This is a genomic window from Acidimicrobiales bacterium (genome assembly GCA_035316325.1).
Classification (GTDB): domain Bacteria; phylum Actinomycetota; class Acidimicrobiia; order Acidimicrobiales; family VFJN01; genus DASXTK01.
In genome coordinates, this window is sequence record DATHJB010000186.1 from 18495 (window position 1) to 33570 (window position 15076).

Consider the following 15076-nt stretch of genomic DNA (forward strand, 5'->3'; position numbering starts at 1 on the left):
GAGTCAACGGCGGTGGCCGGTGGCTGACCTCCTGGTGCGCGACCTGTTCCGCAACGCCGCGGCGGCGGTGCCCGACCGCGTGGCCGCGGTCCACGACGGCGCCGGGCTCACGTTCGGCGAGCTGCACCGGCGGGGCCGGGCGGTGGCGGTGGCCCTGGCCCGGCGGGGCGTGCGCCGGGGCGACCGAGTGGTCGTCTGGGCCGGCACCACGCTCGACCAGCTGCCGGTGTTCGTGGCCCTGGCCGAGCTGGGCGCCGTCTACGCCCCGGTCAGCGGCCTGTTCACCGTCGACGAGGCCGAGCCGCTGGCGGCCCCGCTCCGCCCCGCGCTGCTCCTGGTCGACGGCCCACGGGCGGCCGACGCCCCGGCTCTCGCCGCCCGCCTCGACGCCCCCTTCGCCGCGGTGGGGAGCGACCTGGCACCGGACGACGCCGACAGCGCTGCGTTCGTGGCGCCGGAGCTGAGCGAGGACGACACCCACGCCGTGTTCTTCACCAGCGGGAGCACCGGGCGGTCGAAGGGCGTCGTGCTGTCGCACCGGGTGAGCTGGCTGCGCTCGCACCCGGGCGCCCTGGTCGAGCCCCGCGGCCCGTTCGTCTGCCCCTACCCGATGTTCCACATGGCCGTCTGGACCCAGGCCCTGCAGCAGTGGCACGCCCGGGGGACGATCGTCTTCACCACCGGCGACGCCGCCGACATCTGCGCCGCGGTCACCGAGCACCGGGCCGAGCGCATCAACGCCATCCCGGGCGTGTGGCGCCGGATCGTCGCCCACATGGCGTCCCTGGATCCCGGGGTCGACCACGACCTGGGCAGCCTCCGCTTCGCCGACACCGGTACGTCGGCCACGCCGCCCGACCTGCTGGCGGCGCTGCGGAAGCTCCTGCCGCAGGCCCAGATCCGGGTGTTCTACGGCTCCACCGAGACCGGCGCCGCCACGATGCTGGCCGACGCCGACCTCGAGCGGAAGCCCGGCAGCGCCGGCGCCGTGGCCCCGTTCACCGAGATCCGTCTCTCGGCAGAGGGGGAGCTGCAGGTGCGGGGCCCGCAGGTGTTCGACGGCTACCACGACGACCCGGCCGCCAACGCCGAGGCCTTCACCGGCGACGGCTGGTACCGCAGCGGCGACCTGGCCGAGCTGGACGACGAGGGCTTCGTCACCATCGTGGGCCGCACCGGCGACCTGATCCGCACCGGCGGCGAGGCCGTGGTGCCGGGCGAGGTCGAGGCGGTGGTCGTCGAGCACCCGGCCGTGGGCGAGGTGGCGGTGGTGGGCCTGCCCGACCCGAGCTGGGGGCAGCTGGTGTGCGCGGTGGTCGTGCCTGCCGCGGGTCACGAGGCGCCGACGGTCGACGAGCTGGCGGGATGGAGCCACGACCGGCTGGCTCGCTTCAAGCGACCCCGCCGGGTGGTGGCGGCCGACGCCCTGCCCCGCACCCCGTCGACCGGCCAGGTGCAGCGCCGCCGGCTCGCCGCCCTGATCGCCGCCGCCGACACGTCGATGAGGGGAAACAACGTTCTGAACATTACAATTGCGGTTTCGGACGACGCAGGCGAGGGAGGGCCGCCGTGGAGCGCCAGCTGATGATGACGGGGATCGGCGGTCAGGGCGTCCAGCTCGCCGCCCGCGTCGTCACCTTGGCGGCGCTGGCCGAGGGCCGGCACGTCCAGCTGTTCGGCAGCTACGGCGGCATGATGCGCGGCGGCGACACCGGCGCCACCATCGTCGTCGGCGACGGGCCGGTCGAGTCGCCCCCGACGATCGCCGCCACCTGGTCGGCCATCGTCATGCACCACGACTACTGGGAGCCCACCCAGCGGCGCCTCCGCCCCGGCAGCGTCGTGCTGCTCAACTCCACCGTGTTCGACAAGCCCGTCGACTGGTCCGGCCTGCACCTGGTCGAGGTGCCCGCCACCGAGCTGGCCGGCACCGTCGGATCGGTGATGGCGGCGTCGATGGTCATGATCGGCGCCTACGCCGCGGCCACCCGGCTGGTCCACCTCGAGGGCCTGGTCACCGGCATCGGCGAGGCCCTCCCCGAGTACCGCCGGCAGCACCGCGAGCTCAACGAGCGCGCCGTGCGGGCCGGCTACGAGCTGGTCGCCGCCCCGGTCGCCGAGGCCTGGCCCGCCCCGGAGACGGTGACGTGAGCGCGGGTGCGGGTGCAGGCGACAAGGTGCTCGTCCGGGGCACGGTCGTGATCGACACCGAGCTGTGCAAGGGCTGCGACCTCTGCATCGACGCCTGCCCACCCCGCGTGCTGGTGATGACCGAGGGCGGGGTGGTCAACGGCCGCGGCTACGCCTACCCGCAGCTGCTCCCGGGCTGCACCGGCTGCCGGGCCTGCTCGCAGATCTGCCCTGACTTCGTCTTCCAGGTCTACAAGTACGCAACTCCGATCGAGCTGGAGGTCGGCCCGTGAACGCCCCCGCCCCCACCCATCGCCTGCTGGAGGGGTGCGAGGCGATCGCCGAGGCGATGGTCGTCGCCGGCTGCCGCTTCTTCGCCGGCTACCCCATGACGCCGTTCACCGAGGTGCTCGAGCACATGAGCCGCAAGCTGCCCGAGGTCGGCGGCGTGTGCATGAACGCCGAGAGCGAGATCGAGGCCGTGGGCATGGCCTGGGGCGCAGCCGCCGGCGGCGTCCGGGCAGCCACCGGGTCGACCGGCCAGGGACTGTCGCTCATGCAGGAGTCGCTCGCCGAGCTGACGATGGCCCGCCTGCCCCTGGTGGTGCTCAACATGGCCCGGGCCCAGGGCGACTACTTCCAGGCCACCCGGGGCGGCGGCCACGGCGACTACCGCCACATCGTGGTCGCCCCCGCCGACGTGCCCGAGGCCGTGCAGCTCATGCAGCTCGCCTTCCACCTCGCCGAGGTGTGGCGCAACCCGGTGCTGTTCTTCGGCGACTACTACCTGGCCCACACCACCCAGTCAGTCGACGTGGCGCCGGTCGACTTCGGCCCCGAGCCCGCCCGCGACTGGGCGCTCGACGGGTCGTCGGGGGGCAGCGGCCACGCCCGCCTCCTGTCGCCGCTGGGCGACCACAAGCAGCGCGACGACGTCGGCTACGACCTGTCGACCTACTTCACCCGGGTCGCCGCCGCGGTGGGCACGATGGCCGCGACCGTCGAGCCGCTGGTCGAGGTGGAGGCGTGCGACGACGCCGAGGTCGTGGTGGCGGCGTTCGGCAGCCCCGCCCGCTACGTGAAGGCCGCCGCCCGGGACCTGCGGGCCGAGGGGCACCGGGTGGGGTTCGTGCGGCCGATCACGCTGTTCCCGTTCCCGTCGGCGGTCGTGGCCGCGGCGGCCGAGGGCGCCCGGGCGGTCGCCGTGTACGAGAACAACCAGGGCCAGATGATCGACGACGTGCGGCTCGCCGTGCTGGGCCGGGCGCCCGTGCAGTTCATCGGCGGGCTGAGCCTCGACGGGTCGGGCTTCGGCATCGCCCCCGACCTCGACGTCGACGTCATGCGGGCCCGCATCGAAGACGTCCTGGCCTGAGGAGCTGCCGTGTCAACGTCGCCCCCGTCCCATCCCGAGCTGCGGATCGTCCCCACCGACGCCCCGCCCGACATCCCGGCCCGCCTGGTCGACGACTTCACGCCCCGGCTCATCGACGTCGGCGAGCACCACCTGTGCCCCGGCTGCGGCGAGCCGGTGGCCATGCGCACGATCCTGGAGGCGGTCGAGGAGGTCGACGCCGTCCAACGGGCCGTCGCCGTGTTCGGGGTGGGGTGCTACACGGCGTTCTCGAACAACCTCGACGTCGAGGTGCTGCAGGCGCTCCATGGGCGGGCGCCGTCGGTGGCGACCGGGCTCAACCGGGTGCGGCCCGAGGTACTGATCTTCACCATCCAGGGCGACGGCGACCTGGCCAACGAGGGCCTCCAGGAGGCGATCCACGCCGCCGCCCGGGGCGAGCGCATCACCCTGTTCATGCTCAACAACGGGGTGTTCGGCGAGACCGGCGGGCACATGACCACCACGACCGTGCTGGGTCAGCGGACCAAGACGTCGGTGGGCGGGCGTGACGCCGAGCTGCACGGGCGGCCGCTGCAGGTGGCGGAGCTGCTGGCGGGGATCGACGGGTCGGCTTTCGTCGCCCGGGGGGCGGTGAACAACGCCGGCAACGTCGCCCGGACCAAGCGGATGGTGCTCCGGGCGTTCGAGACCCAGCTGTCGGGGGCGGGCTTCTCGTTCGTGGAGATCCTCACGATGTGCCCCACCGGGTGGTTCGTGGAGACCGAGGAGGCGCCCGACTACATCGACGACCAGCTCAGCCCCGTCCACCCTCTCGGGATCCTGAAAGAGGCCTGAGTGGGCGTGGAGGTCGCGCTCGACGGGCGGGTCGCGATCGTCACCGGGGCGGCGGCGGGCATCGGGCGGGCGACCGCGCTGCTGCTGACCGACGCCGGGGCGCGGGTGGCGCTGTGCGACCGCGACGAGGCGGCGCTGGCGGCGGTCGCACGGGAGGTGGGCGAGCGGGCGGGTGGCTCGTCGCCGCTGTGGCAGGCGTTCGACGTGCGCGACGGGGCCGCGGTGGAGGCGTTCGTGGCGGCCGTCGTCGACCGGCATGCGCGGGTCGACGTGCTGGTGAACAACGTCGGCGGCACCTTCGCCGCCCCGTTCCTCGACGTGTCGACCCGGGCCGAGGCGGCGCTGATCGCGGAGAACTTCACGCAGGTCACGGCGTTCGTCCGGGCGGTGGTGCCGGTGATGCCCGCCGGGTCGGCGATCGTCAACCTCACCTCGGTCGAGGCCCACCAGGCCGCCCCTGGCTTCGCCGTCTACAGCGCCATGAAGGCGGCGGTCGCCAGCCTCACCGCCACGCTGGCCCTGGAGCTGGCGCCCCGGGGGATCCGGGTGAACGCCATCGCCCCGGACGGGCTCGGCGGCGTCGGCGAGGATGCCGCCCGCGGCTCCTACCTGGGCTCGGGCATCCCCTACGAGCCCGCCCACCTGCCGCCGCTGGGCCGGTTCGGCTCGCCGGACGACGGCGCCGCGGCGGTGCTGTTCCTGGCCGGCGACCTGTCCCGCTTCGTCACCGGCACCACGCTGCACGTCGACGGCGGCACCCACGCGGCCGGAGGTTGGCACCGCCACCTCGACCGGTGAGTCGCCGGCGGCGCTGGCCCCGAGCTCTTCCGCACCACCGCCACCCGCCTGTCGGACCTGATCCCCACCGCCCGCCTCACGATCCTGCTCAGGAGGGGAGGGGGAAGGTGAGGTGGTCGCCGAGCTCGCCCACCAGGTCGACCGTGATGGTGCGCTCGGTGAAGGCCCAGCCGTCCGTCGTGCGGGCGAAGCGGTCGCGGTAGCGGCCGCTCACGATGGGCTGCAGCGGCACCGACCCGGTGGCCTGCAGCACGACGTAGGCCGAGCGGGCCGTGGCCGTGCCGCCGGCCTCGTCGACCTCGATGATCGAGTTGGCGGTCACGTGCCGGGTGCGGGGCGTGCCGTCGGCGTGGCGGCGGGTGGTGGCGGCGTACAGCGCGGTGACGGCGTCGCGTCCACGGGCGACCTCCGTGCCGGTCTCGTCGCGCAGCACCGCTCCGGCCAGGAGCTCGCCGATGCCGTCGAAGTCGCCCGAGTCGATCAGCTCGCAGTAGCGGCCGAGCAGGTTGCGGATGTCCTCGTGCGGCGGTGTCGTCATGGGGACTGGGTGCGGCGGAGGGACCAGACGACGATCTGCTGGCGGGTGGGGACGTGGAGCTTCTGGCGGATGTGGTCGACGTGGGTTTCGACCGTGCGGCGGGAGATCGAGAGCTGCTTGGCGATCTCGACGTTGGTGAGGCCGTCGCCGACCAGGCGGGCGACCTCGAGCTCGCGGCTCGTCAGCGGGTGGTCGGTGCCGGTGTCGGTGTCGTCGCGGGGCTCGGCCAGGGCCTCGGCGACCAGCTCCGGCCAGCTCATCCGGGCACCCTCGGCCTCGAGCCGGTCGGCCCGCGACTTGCCGACGTCCCGGCGGGAGCTGCGCGCGTCCTGCACCATCGGCGCGATCACGGCCTCGGGGTGCTCGCTGCCCCGGCGCCGGCCCATCGCCCCGATGGCTCCGACGAGGCGATGCACCGAGCGGACCCGGCCCTCGGCGCGGGCCAGCGGGATCGCGGCGCCCAGCCAGTCCGTCTCGTCGAGCGTGCCGCCGGCCCGCATGGCGGCAAGGGCGCCGGCGACGTGGACCCGCATGGCGGCGGCGTCGCCGGCGAGCATCGCCGCGTACTGCAGGCCGTTGTGGGCGTGGGCCCTGACCGAGGCGTTGCCCACGGCCTCGTTGGTCGCCAGCGCCTCCTGGAACCGCGCCTCGCCCGTCGCCAGGTCGCCCTGCACCAGCCGGGCCCAGCCGAACGTGACCAGCCCCCACAGCTCGACCACCTGGTCGCCCGCGCTCCGGGCCAGGGCGATGCCGCGCTCGCAGTGGTCCACGGCGTCGTCGCCCCGACCCTCCGCGAAGGCGACCCTCCCGAGGGTGCAGTGCGAAGCCGCCTGTGCCGACACGTCGTCGACCTCGATGGCGAGGGCCAGGCGCTCCTCCAGCAGGGCTCGGGCACCCGGGTAGTCGCCGTGCCGCCACGCCAGCAGGCCCGCACCACCGAGCGCGGTGGCCCGGAGCCGGGGGTCGGAGGTGTGGCCGGCGGGGTCGGCCAGGGCCTCGGCGAGCCACGTCCGGCCGTCGTTCACCCGCCCGCCGAACTCCCAGAACGGCGCCAGCGCGCCGCACAGGCGCAGGGCCAGGTCGGACGGCTGGGTGCGCGCCCAGCCCAGCGCCGCCAGCAGGTTGGCCTCCTCCCGTTCGAGGGAGGCGAGGGGGAGCGGCTGCGACACGCGGCGGACCCCCAGTGGATCGAAGCGCTGTGCCAGCGCCAGGTAGTGCTCGGCGTGCCGTCGCCGGATCGCCTCCGCTTCGCCGCCGGCCGCCAGTTCCCCGGCCACGCTCTGGCGCACGGGCTCGAGGAGCCGGTAGCGCATGGTCTCGCTGCCGGTGTCCTCGGCCACGACCAGAGAGTGCTCCACCAGGGTGGACAACCCGTCGAGGGCGTCGTCGCCACTCATCCCGGCGACCGCCTCGGCGGCGTCGAGGTCGAAGCCGCCGGCGAAGACCGAGAGCCGGCGGAACAGCTGCTGCTCGGCCGGGCCCAGCAGCCGCAGGCTCCACTCGACCGTGGCCGCCATCGTCTCGTGCCGGGGGCTCGCGTCCCGGCGCGCCCGGGGGTGGAGGGGCAGCGCCTGCCCGAGGCGGTCGACGATCTGGCCGACCGACAGCAGCCGCGTCGACGCGGCGGCCAGCTCGATCGCCAGCGGCAGCCCGTCCAGGCGGGCACAGATGTCCTCGACGGTCGTCTCGTCGCCGCGCGGCAGCCGGAAGCGGCTCGACGTCAGGGTCGCCCGGTCCAGGAAGAGCTGTACGCCGGGCTCCACCGGCAGCGGCGGCACCTCCCACACCTGCTCCCCGGCCAGGCCCAAGGCCACCCGGCTCGTCGCCAGCACCCGGGCGGACCGGCAGGCCGTCACCAGCCGCTCGCACAATCCCGCCACCGCGTCGACCACGTGCTCGCAGTTGTCCACCAGGAGCAGGAACGGTTCGGCCGAGTCGCCGAGGACGTCGACCAGCGTCTCGACCACGGCCCGCCCGGCCTGCTCGCGCACGCCCAGCACCGTGCTGACCGTCCGGGCCACCGACGCCCCGTCGGCGACCGGGGCCAGGTCGACGAACCAGACGCCACCCGGGAAGCGCTCGGTCAGCCGGGCGCCGAGCTCGATCGCCAGCCGGGTCTTGCCGCAGCCGGGCGCACCCACCAGCGAGACGAGCCGCTCCCGGTCGACCACGTCCGCCAGCTCGGCCAGCTCCGACTCCCGCCCGAACAGCCGTGTCAGCTGCACCGGCAGAGCTCCCCAGACCGCGGTCGTCGGCCCCCAATCGCCCACCGCTCCACCCTAGGAGACGCCGATCGGAGGCAGGCTGCAGGGGTGAGGACGATCGTGGTCGACGGGAACAACGTGGTGGGATCGGTGGCCGACGGGTGGTGGCGGGACCGGCCGGCGGCGGTGCGACGGCTGCTGGGGCGGCTGCAGTGCTACCGGCGCGGCGCGGATGCGGCGCTGGTCCTGGTCCTCGACGTGCCCCAGCGCGACCTGCCGGCCGGCGTCCACGACGGCGTCGAGGTCTGCTACCCGCGGCGGCGTGGGCGTGACGCCGCCGACGAGCGGATCCTGGAGCTGCTCGACGAGCGTGACCTGGACGACGTCGAGGTCGTCAGCTCCGATCGGGCGCTCGGTGCCGGTGCCGCCGAGCGCGGTGCCCCGGTCGTCGGCGCGGGTGCGTTCCTCGCCCGCCTCGACGCGGCCGGCTGCTGACGCGCCCCGGGGTCAGTGCACCAGCGGCGGGGTGCCGGCCAGGGCGTCGACGGCCTGCTCGATGCGCTCGACGGCGTCGGGCGGCGCCCCCCAGCCGACGATCAGGTCGACGTTGAGCTGCCGGACGAGGCGGCCCCCGCCCAGCACCCCGGGCACGTAGCGCTCCAGGTCGTCGGCGGCGAACACGCCACCGAACGCCATCAGCCACACGATGGCCCGGCCGATGCCGTCGCCGGGGCGGAGGTCGCCGGCATCCGCCGCGGCGTCGATGGTGCTGCCGACCGCCGCCACCAGCGACATCGTCGACGGGACCAGCCCCGCGGCCGCCGCGGGCGTGAGCGTGGACGTTCGCCGCGCCGACACCATCTGCAGCAGCCGCACCTCCTCGGGATAGCGCTCGGCGGCGCCGCAGAACCACCGGCCGAGCACGACGAGCCGCACGAGGGCGGGGGAGTCCGTCCCCTCGGCGCCCGCCAGCCGGGCCGACACGGCGGCTGCGACCTGCTCGACGCTGAGGTCGTGGCTGCGGTGCAGCCGGCCGATGGCGTGGGCCTGGATGGCCGCGACCAGCTCGTCCTTCGACGAGTAGTACCGGTAGACGGACCCGACGGCGGTGTCGAGCTCGTCGGCGAGGCGGGCCATCGTCAGCGCGTCGATGCCCTCCTCGGTGACGATGCGCAGGCCCGCCGTCAGGAATGCCTCCGATCGGCGCCGGCGGTTCCGGGCGACCCGACCGCCGTCACCCAGGTCCTCCGCCACGTCGTCAGAGCCGCGCATGGCGCCTGACGCTAGCGCGCCCGACAAAAGTGTGAATGAGATTCACACTGTGATCGTCACCTCTGCGGTGCTGGCCCACCGGCGCCGCCGCCGTGACCGGCCTCCCGCACCGCCCGGACCGGCCGGCCCGTGAGCAGGAGCGCCTCGAGGCGGTCGGCCGCGGCGGACGACCCGCCGGCGTGCGTGAACGAGTCGCCCAGCCGCTGGGCGTGGCGACGGAGCCGGGCGTCGGTGAGGGCGGTCCGGACGGCCCAGCGGAGGTCGCTCGCGCTCACCCGGTCGGCCGTGACCGGCACGGCGGCGCCCGCCCGGACGACCTGGTCGGCCACCAGCGGCTGGTCGGCCAGCAGCGGCGCCACCACGAGCGGCACCCCGTGGGCCAGCGCCTCGCACACGGTGGCGTGCCCGCCGTCGCACACCACGGCGGCGGCGCGGCGGACGAGGGCCCGCAGTGGTGCCCGCGGCACCACTGCGACGTTGGGCGGCGGGTCGGCGACGAGGTCGGGCGGCCCCACGATCACGCCCTGCACGTCGAGCGACCCGAGCGCCTCCGCGGCCACCGGGTAGATCCGGGCGCCGCGGCGCCACGGGGGCGTCTCGATCGCCACGACCACCAGCGGTCGGTCGCCGTCGAGCCGGGCCCAGTTGAACGGCACGTCGTCCACCCGGGCGTCGAGGCTGGGCCCGACGAAGGCGTGGCGCCCCGACGGATCGTCCACGGGGCCGGCGAGCTCCTCGGTCGAGAACGCGACGACCAGGTGGGGCGAGCGCTGCGGGTCGAGCCTCGCCGCCGCGATGTCGTCCAGGCCGGCATCGCCCAGGAAGCGCCGCGTCCGCCGACGGATGCCCCGGGCGATCTCCGGGAGGTCCCACAGCGGGTCGGCCAACCCCGCCGAGGTGGGCACGACGGTCGCCCAGGGCCGGCCGGACAGGTGCCCGACGGCGGCACCGGCGAGCGCCTGGTGGTCCACCACCAGGGCGTCGGGCCGGAACCCGTCGGCCACGGCGCGGACGGTGGGCAGCATGTCCCGGGCGAGCGGCAGCAGGAAGTCGTCCCACAGCATGAGCAACCCGGCCGGGCTGCGCAGGCCACCGAGCGGCGGCGCCGCCACGGTCGCACCCGTCCAGGCCACCTCGTGGCCACGGCGCGCGAGCTCCCGGCCCACCGAAGCGGTGGGCCGGGCTCGCTCGGCGAGCGACGGGACCACGAACAGGAACCGGCTCACAGCGACCGCTTGCTCCGACAGTCCCGGACGGACCTACGGGTTGTCGGACACGACGGAGGGCAGCACCGCCGTGCCGTCGCTCCAGGTGCCCATGAAGCCCATGTCGTCGCTGCAGTGCTGGCCGGTCACGGCGCAGCTCTCGACGATGTCGCCGACCCGGTAGATGCCGAAGAACTTGATGGCGTCGTCGGGGGCGATGATCGAGTTGGGCGACGTGTGCGCGGCGGACAGGGTGACGCCGCCGAGGCTCGACGTGCGGACCGTGACGTGGTCCTTCTGGCTGTTCGGCATCGACATCCGGTGGAACAGGTCGACGCCCACACTGCGGTTGACCAGCCCGTCGTCCGAGTAGGCCTCGACGACCGCCCGGGTGTGGGCCGGGAGGGCGATGGTGCCGGTCCCGATGCCCTGGTAGGGCGCCAGCGAGAACAGCCACAGCGCGCTGCCGCCCCAACCGCGTGAGGCCACCTGCTGGGTGACGAACGGCAGCATGCCGCCGCCGAGGGAGTGGCCGATCAGGCCGACCTTCGACATGTCCTCCCGGTCGAGCTGCGGCACGGCGGCGTCGATGGCGGCCACCTCGATGTTGGCCGAGCCCGGGACGTCGGCCAGGTTGCCGCTCCCGTAGGTGGCCATCACCACGATGTTCCCGGCCCGGGTGAAGTGGTCGATGATCCCCTCGTAGAGGATGTTCGAGTTGGCCAGGTAGCCGTGGACGACGAACACCACCGGCCGCGCCGAATCGCCGCACGTCCCGCCGAGGTTCGGCGTCGCCGCCGCTCCGGTCGGGTAGGCGACGTAGATCGCGTTGGCGGTGTTCGACGTGAGTTGGGCGTTGGTGCGCCCGCACGGGCCCAGCGAGCCCAACGCCGGCGGTGTCGGCCGTGGTGGTCCCTGTCCGCAGGCCGCGGCGACGGTCAGGCCGACCGCCAGCACCCCGGTGAGGACGCGGCGCCGACGTCGGCGCGCTCCTCCGGGACCATCACTGCGCGGGCACGCACGCAAGGAATCGGTCATGGGTTGCCTCCCCTCAGGCAACCACCGTGCGTCACTTCCCCCAGCGACACACGGTGGTGTCAACCCCGTTGTTGGGGTCTACACCAAGATCCTACGATGCGAGCAGACCCTTTGCCAGTTCGGTCGAGTCGCGCAGCCGCTGGGCCACCGGGTAGTCGGCGTCGGTGGTCCAGAACAGGAAGACCGCGATGTACAGGCCGAGCACGGCGTCGGCCAGGATGGCCGCGTCGCGATCGGTCCGGACCTCGCCGGAGCGCTGGCCCGCCGCCAGGCAGTCGCCGAACCGGCGCCGCATGTGCTCGAGGCTCGCCCGGGCCGAGGGGGTCGACGTGCGTGCCGTCTCCGCGATGAGGTCCCGCAGCATCCGGTGCTGGACCTCGGTGAGGTCGGCGCTGACGTGGAACAGGACGTGGACCGTCTGCGCCACCGGCTCGTCGGCCTCCTGCGCCCGATCGAGGATCCCGTCGAACAGCACCACGAGGTCGCCGATGAACGCGTCGACGAGCCCGGTCTTCGTGGCGAAGTAGTTGAAGAACGTCGTCTGCGACACGTCGGCGAGCTCGGCGATCTGGTCGACCGTCGTCGGGACCAGCCCCTGGGCGGCGAACAGGGTCGCGGCGGCATCGAGGATCCGTTGGCGGACCTCCAGCTTCTTCCGCTCCCGCCGGCCCAGGGGAACGGGCTCCGCCTCGACCGCCGCCGGCCACAGCTCCACCCGTCGCACGGGGTCGACGCTGCTACGGCCGGTAACCACGTTGTACAAGGTAGCGGGGTACGTCCGGCACTGACGGAGCCTCTTGCGTGTCGCTTGTCCCATCTCTATGTTTGAAGTCGACCCCGGGTTGGGGGGTCGGAGCCACCAGTTGGAGGGGGAGGTGGTGGTCTCGCCTGAGGGGAGGCAGAAGCCGCGGATCGCGATCCGGCACAAGCTGGGCGCGGCGATGCTCGTCCCGGTGGCGATCCTGACGCTGGTCGTCGTGGTGGAGAGCGCGCAGGTCACCGGCGACGCGGCGCGGGCGCGGCGCCAGTCGGAGCTGGCGGCCGCGACCGACGGTCCCGGCGGCCTGCTGCGGAGCCTCCAGGACGAGCGCAACTGGGTCGCCGTCGAGCTCATCGGGCAGGGCGGCCTGGTGCTGGTGGACGTCGAGGGCTACGACGAGACCCGGCAGAAGACGGACGAGGCGATGGAAGGGTTCGCGGCGCTCGTCGCCGGCGGCAGCGACGAGACGAAGGAGGCCTACCGGCCGGCGTTGGCGGGCCTCGACGGGCTGGCCGCGCTGCGGGCGGAGATCGACGCGTTCGACGCGCCCCGGACCATCGACAACGCCGAGTTCGGCAACGAGATGTTCGAGGGCTACACCGCCATGATCACGCCCTTCTTCGACGCGGTCGACACGATCGCCGCCTCCGTCGACGACCCCGACCTGCGCCGCGGCGCGGGCCTGATCGCCACGTCGTCCGAACAGGTCGAGGTGGTCGGCAACCTCGTCCGGCGCACGCTGGTCTACTCGCTGCTCACCGACGGCGGGGTGGACACGCCCCAGGAGATCTACGAGCTGAGCGACCTCGCGGAGCGGCTCAAGCGCAACGAGGCGCTGCTCGAGGTGCACACGACCGGCGTCTACCGGGGGGAGTGGGACAAGGAGCTGTTCCGGGTGTTCACCTGGAAGCTCGTCGTCTACGTCAACGGGGCCATCGACACCGGCACCGTCGACCTCGAAGCGTTCCTCGACATCGTCACCGTCCCGACCGAGCGGTCGTACTTCGGGTACCGCCAGCGGGTCGGCGGCATCGTCCAGGCCCAGGCCGACGAGCTCGAGGCCGACGCGGCGACGCGGCAGCGGCTCTGGCTGGCGCTGCTGGGCGTGATCGTGGCCCTGACCGCGGGGATCGTGTGGGTGACGACCCGGTCCATCGTCCGGCCGCTGACCTCCCTCGCCCGCCAGACGGCCGACATGGCCCACCACCGCCTGCCCGCAGCGCTCTCGGAGGTGCTCCGGACGCCGGTCGGCGACGACCTCAGCGTGCCGCCCAAGGAACCGATCCAGGCCGCGTCGCACGGCGAGATCGGCCGGCTCGCCACGGCGCTCAACCGGGTGCAGGACTCGGCGATCGACCTCGCCGTCGGGCAGGCCGTGCTGCGTCGCAACCTCGCCGACGCGCTCGTGAACCTCGGACGCCGGAACCAGAACCTGCTCCTGCGCCAGCTCGCCCTCATCACCGACCTCGAGCGCGACGAAGCCGACCCCGGGGCGCTCACCAACCTGTTCCAGCTCGACCACCTCGCCACCCGCATGCGCCGCAACGCCGAGTCGCTGCTGGTGCTGGGGGAGCTGCCGGCGCCGCAGGCCCGCACGCAGCCGGCCGCGATCGCCCACATCGTCCAGGCCGCGCTGGGCGAGGTCGAGGACTTCCCGCGGGTGCAGATGGACCTGGAGCCCGGCGCGGTCCAAGGGGGGATCTCCGGTGATCTGGCGCACCTGCTGGCCGAGCTGGTCGAGAACGCGCTGGTCTTCTCGCCGCCGCAGCAGGCGGTCCACGTGCGGGGCCTCCGGGGCCCGACCGGATACCGGTTGACGATCGTCGACGCCGGGCTGGGGATGTCCGCCGAGGATCTGGCGGCGGCGAACCGGCGGCTGGCGGGGACGGAGAGCTTCACGGTCGCCCCGTCGAAGTACCTCGGGCACTACGTCAGCGGCAACCTGGCCCGCCGTCACGGCATCGCGGTGCGTCTCGACGACTCGCCGTTCCACGGCGTGACCGCCACCGTCGACCTCCCCGAGGCCGTTCTGGCCCCGGACGCACCACCCACCGCGGGCCATCGGGAAGCCGGCTGACCAGGTATAACCTCCCGCCATGTCGACCGGCCGGCGGGAGCGGAAGAAGCGGGAGCTCCGTGCGCGCATCGTCGACGCCGCCGACACCCTGATCGCCGAGCACGGCCTGGCGCAGACGACCGTCGACCAGATCGCCGAGCTCACCGACATCGCCCAGGCCACGTTCTTCAACTACTTCCCGACCAAGGCCGACGTGGTCGACGCGCTGGTCGATCGCCTGGTCGACCAGTTCCACGAGGTGATCGACCAGGCCCACGGCGCGGCCAGCTCCGTGTTCCAGAAGATCGAGGCGCTGTTCCTCCTGACCGCGGAGCTGACCGAGGGCCAACACCGCGTCCTGCGCGACGTCATCGCCGAGACCGTCCGGTCGACGTCGCAGCGCCCCGAGCGGAGCCTCGCCCGCATGCGCGGCCTGTTCGCCGGCGACATCGCCGCCGCCCAGGAGCGGGGCGAGGCGCGCCGCGACCGCAGCGCCGAGGCGCTCTCCGACGCCGTCCTCGGCCTCTACGTCTCGGTGATCCTCTTCTGGAGCACCGACGCCGACTACCCCGTGGCCGACCGCCTCCGCACCTCCGCCGACCTGGCCGTCGACCTGATTCGAGCGACAGTATCAGTCGATTGAATGCTCGTTCACAACGGCGCGAAGGCGATAGCCTGCCCGGCATGCCCAAGGCCACCAGCGCGAGCACGACGACGAGCCGGCGCGAAGCCCGTCGCCTGCTCCAGCAGGACGTCAGCCGCTCCCAGCTGCTCGACGCCGCCGAGGAGGTCTTCGGGCGCAAGGGCTTCCACGAGGCGACCCTGAAGGAGGTCGCCGAGCTGGCCGAGTTCTCGGTGGGCTCGGTGTACTCGTTCTTCGACAG

The 15076-nt window shown here is 73.8% G+C and carries 16 protein-coding genes; 10 read left to right on the plus strand and 6 right to left on the minus strand.

The features are described 5' to 3' along the window. Positions 1-19 precede the first annotated feature (19 nt). From VK611_25345 to VK611_25370, 6 genes are read left to right on the plus strand one after another with little or no spacing between them, the layout of a single operon-like run. Positions 20-1585 carry a class I adenylate-forming enzyme family protein gene (locus VK611_25345; GenBank protein ID HMG44684.1) on the plus strand — a complete coding sequence of 522 codons (1566 nt, stop codon included), beginning with the start codon at positions 20-22 and terminating at the stop codon, positions 1583-1585. Continuing rightward, on the plus strand, positions 1570-2151 hold the full coding sequence (locus VK611_25350) for a 2-oxoacid:acceptor oxidoreductase family protein (protein HMG44685.1): 582 nt from the start codon (positions 1570-1572) through the stop codon (positions 2149-2151). Before VK611_25345 ends, VK611_25350 begins: the two co-directional genes overlap by 16 nt. Then, entirely contained in the window at positions 2148-2423 is a 276-nt protein-coding gene (locus VK611_25355; protein HMG44686.1) for a 4Fe-4S binding protein, read from the plus strand. Before VK611_25350 ends, VK611_25355 begins: the two co-directional genes overlap by 4 nt. Next, positions 2420-3505 carry a hypothetical protein gene (locus VK611_25360; protein ID HMG44687.1) on the plus strand — a complete coding sequence of 362 codons (1086 nt, stop codon included), beginning with the start codon at positions 2420-2422 and terminating at the stop codon, positions 3503-3505. The genes VK611_25355 and VK611_25360 overlap by 4 nt, the downstream gene beginning before the upstream one ends. A gap of 9 nt (positions 3506-3514) precedes the next feature. Beyond that, positions 3515-4321 (plus strand): thiamine pyrophosphate-dependent enzyme, encoded by an 807-nt coding sequence (locus VK611_25365; protein HMG44688.1) that lies wholly within the window; start codon positions 3515-3517, stop codon positions 4319-4321. Next, a complete protein-coding gene (locus VK611_25370; GenBank protein HMG44689.1) occupies positions 4322-5119 on the plus strand; it encodes an SDR family oxidoreductase in 798 nt (265 codons plus the stop codon). It begins immediately after the preceding gene. Between the two features lie 88 nt (positions 5120-5207). Here the strand turns inward: VK611_25370 and VK611_25375 are convergent, their stop codons facing one another. Then, positions 5208-5657, minus strand: a complete 450-nt coding sequence (locus VK611_25375; protein HMG44690.1) for a nuclear transport factor 2 family protein — start codon at positions 5655-5657, stop codon at positions 5208-5210. Further along, positions 5654-7927 (minus strand): LuxR C-terminal-related transcriptional regulator, encoded by a 2274-nt coding sequence (locus VK611_25380; protein HMG44691.1) that lies wholly within the window; start codon positions 7925-7927, stop codon positions 5654-5656. Before VK611_25380 ends, VK611_25375 begins: the two co-directional genes overlap by 4 nt. A gap of 42 nt (positions 7928-7969) precedes the next feature. Here VK611_25380 and VK611_25385 point away from each other — a divergent pair, with 42 nt between their 5' ends. Continuing rightward, a complete protein-coding gene (locus VK611_25385) occupies positions 7970-8356 on the plus strand; it encodes an NYN domain-containing protein (protein HMG44692.1) in 387 nt (128 codons plus the stop codon). A gap of 12 nt (positions 8357-8368) precedes the next feature. On the opposite strand, the gene VK611_25390 is transcribed toward VK611_25385, so the two are convergent. From VK611_25390 to VK611_25405, 4 genes are all read right to left on the minus strand, one after another. After that, the gene (locus VK611_25390; protein ID HMG44693.1) at positions 8369-9133 is read right to left on the minus strand and encodes a helix-turn-helix domain-containing protein; all 765 of its coding nucleotides are present in this window, start codon (positions 9131-9133) and stop codon (positions 8369-8371) included. A gap of 56 nt (positions 9134-9189) precedes the next feature. Further along, positions 9190-10359, minus strand: a complete 1170-nt coding sequence (locus VK611_25395; GenBank protein ID HMG44694.1) for a nucleotide disphospho-sugar-binding domain-containing protein — start codon at positions 10357-10359, stop codon at positions 9190-9192. 33 nt (positions 10360-10392) lie between these two features. Continuing rightward, positions 10393-11376, minus strand: coding sequence for a hypothetical protein (locus VK611_25400; protein ID HMG44695.1), 984 nt, complete (start codon positions 11374-11376; stop codon positions 10393-10395). Between the two features lie 91 nt (positions 11377-11467). After that, entirely contained in the window at positions 11468-12130 is a 663-nt protein-coding gene (locus VK611_25405; GenBank protein ID HMG44696.1) for a TetR/AcrR family transcriptional regulator, read from the minus strand. 124 nt (positions 12131-12254) lie between these two features. Here VK611_25405 and VK611_25410 point away from each other — a divergent pair, with 124 nt between their 5' ends. From VK611_25410 to VK611_25420, 3 genes are all read left to right on the plus strand, one after another. Then, complete coding sequence (locus VK611_25410) at positions 12255-14213, plus strand: nitrate- and nitrite sensing domain-containing protein (protein HMG44697.1); 1959 nt, start codon at positions 12255-12257, stop codon at positions 14211-14213. Positions 14214-14232: 19 nt separating this feature from the next. Then, on the plus strand, positions 14233-14835 hold the full coding sequence (locus VK611_25415; GenBank protein ID HMG44698.1) for a TetR/AcrR family transcriptional regulator: 603 nt from the start codon (positions 14233-14235) through the stop codon (positions 14833-14835). Between the two features lie 41 nt (positions 14836-14876). Then, a partial coding sequence (locus VK611_25420; GenBank protein HMG44699.1) for a helix-turn-helix domain-containing protein occupies positions 14877-15076 on the plus strand: 200 nt, incomplete at its 3' end.

Coding starts and splice junctions, on each gene's coding strand:
- VK611_25375 (HMG44690.1), bottom strand. CDS start 5,657: ATGACGACACCGCCGCACGAGGACATCCGCAACCTGCTCGGCCGCTAC.
- VK611_25400 (HMG44695.1), bottom strand. CDS start 11,376: ATGACCGATTCCTTGCGTGCGTGCCCGCGCAGTGATGGTCCCGGAGGA.
- VK611_25415 (HMG44698.1), top strand. CDS start 14,233: ATGTCGACCGGCCGGCGGGAGCGGAAGAAGCGGGAGCTCCGTGCGCGC.
- VK611_25390 (HMG44693.1), bottom strand. CDS start 9,133: ATGCGCGGCTCTGACGACGTGGCGGAGGACCTGGGTGACGGCGGTCGG.